The sequence below is a fragment of the Micromonospora phytophila genome (genome assembly GCF_023656545.1).
GTDB lineage: Bacteria > Actinomycetota > Actinomycetes > Mycobacteriales > Micromonosporaceae > Micromonospora > Micromonospora phytophila.
Map to the genome: position 1 here is coordinate 1 of NZ_JAMOKF010000587.1, position 1,765 is coordinate 1,765.

General features: G+C 76.2%; 2 protein-coding genes. One reads left to right on the forward strand and one right to left on the reverse strand.

Annotated features, from left to right (window positions below):
* Window positions 1-90: 90 nt before the first annotated feature.
* The gene (lgt, locus tag NCC78_RS31525) at window positions 91-1,254 is read right to left on the reverse strand and encodes a prolipoprotein diacylglyceryl transferase (protein WP_250799090.1); all 1,164 of its coding nucleotides are present in this window, start codon (window positions 1,252-1,254) and stop codon (window positions 91-93) included.
* A 101-nt stretch (window positions 1,255-1,355) separates the two neighbouring features.
* Between lgt and NCC78_RS31530 the strand changes: the two genes are divergently transcribed.
* Window positions 1,356-1,765, forward strand: a 410-nt coding sequence (locus NCC78_RS31530; RefSeq protein WP_250799091.1) for an NUDIX hydrolase, incomplete at its 3' end; no start/stop codon positions are given.

Here is a 1,765-nt window from a genome sequence, read left to right on the forward strand (position 1 = left end):
GCCAGCCGGAGCGGGCCAGCGCGCCGGCGACCGCCAGGCCGCCGATCCCGGCGCCGACCACCACCGCGCTACGCATGGGTGCTCCCCCGCTCAGCTGTCGCGGTCGGCGGGCTCGGCGGCGCGGTCGGCCGCCGGACGGGGCCGCTGGTCGTCGACGTCGGCCACCGGTTCCGCCCGTTCGCCGGTCTCCGCCGACACACTCGCGCTCGCCGGTGCAGGCTCCCCGGCCGGCTCGTCGGGCTCCTCGCCGGTCTCCCGCCAGTGCCGGTACTGCTCCTCGCTGACCACCCGGTAGCCCTCGGGGGCGACCGGCCGGGCGCCGGCCTCCCTCGCCGACAGGTCGACCTGGGAGAGGTCGGAGACGCCGGGCGGGGCCGGCGTCGCGGCGGCGCCGACCGGGACGAGGTACTCCCGGGGCCCGCGGACCCGCAGGAAGTAGGCCAGCGCGCCGAGGAAGACCACGGCGGCGGTCCAGACGTTGAGCCGTACGCCGAGGATGGTGTTCGCCTCGTCGGTGCGCATCAGCTCGATCCAGAACCGGCCGGCGGTGTAGCCCATCACGTAGAGGGCGAACGCCCGTCCCCGGCCGAGGCGCAGCTTGCGGTCGAGGGCGAAGACCAGCGCCGCGACGCCGACGTTCCAGAGCGCCTCGTAGGCGAAGGTCGGGTGGTAGAGGCCCGGTTCGAGGATCGGGCGGCCGGCGTCGTCGCGCAGCGCCTGCCCCGGGTTGTCCGGGTCCATCCGGTGGATCTCCAGCCCCCAGGGCAGGGTGGTGCGGCCGCCGTAGAGCTCGTTGTTGAACCAGTTGCCGAGCCGGCCGATCGCCTGGGCCAGCGGCAGGCCCGGCGCCAGCGCGTCGGCGACGACCGCGAACGGGATGCCGAGCTGCCGGGCGGCGATCCACGCGCCGACCGCGCCGCCGGCGACCGCGCCCCAGATGCCGAGGCCGCCCTCCCAGATGGCGAACGCCTTCATCGGGTCGCCGCCGGTGCCAAAGTACTTCTCCGGCGAGGTGATGACGTGGTAGATCCGGGCGCCGATGATGCCGGTCGGCACCGCCCAGACCGCGATGTCGAGGACCGCGCCGGGGGCGACACCGCGCTGGCGCAGCCGCCGCTCGGTGACCCAGCAGGCCACCACGATGCCGACGATGATGCACAGCGCGTACGCCCGGATCGGCACCGGTCCGAGCTGCCACACGGCGGTGCTGGGACTGGGCAGGGCCGCCTGGGGGGCCAACGAGGCGAGATTCACGGGTGCACACGCTACCGCTGCGCACCCCTCCGGCGGCACCCCGGTCGCCGGGGTGCCCGACCCGGTGACTTCTGGTTTGCGCAGCCGTAGGCTCTTTGTCCATGAGCACGCTCACCTGGGCGGTCGCCGCGGTCGTCACCGACGACGCCGGCCGGGTGCTGCTCTGCCGGCAGGGCCGGGGCGAGCGACGCTACGCGCTGCCCGGCGGCCGGCTGCGCCGGGCGGAGAGCCCCGTCCACGCGGCGGCCCGGGACATCCGGGCCGAGACCGGCTGGGAGATCGAGGTGGTCGACCTGGTCGGGCTCTACCACCTCACCGACCCGGGCGCGACGCCGTCGGCGGGCCACCCCGGGCCGCTGCCGGACGTGCTGGTGCACGTCTTCCGGGCCCGGGCCCGCGGAGCCGGCCCCACCGGCGAGCCGGTGGGCGGCTGTCGGCTCTCCTGGCACGAGCCGGCCGCGCTGCCCGACGTGCTCACGCCGACCACCCGCGCGGCCGTCACCGACGCGCT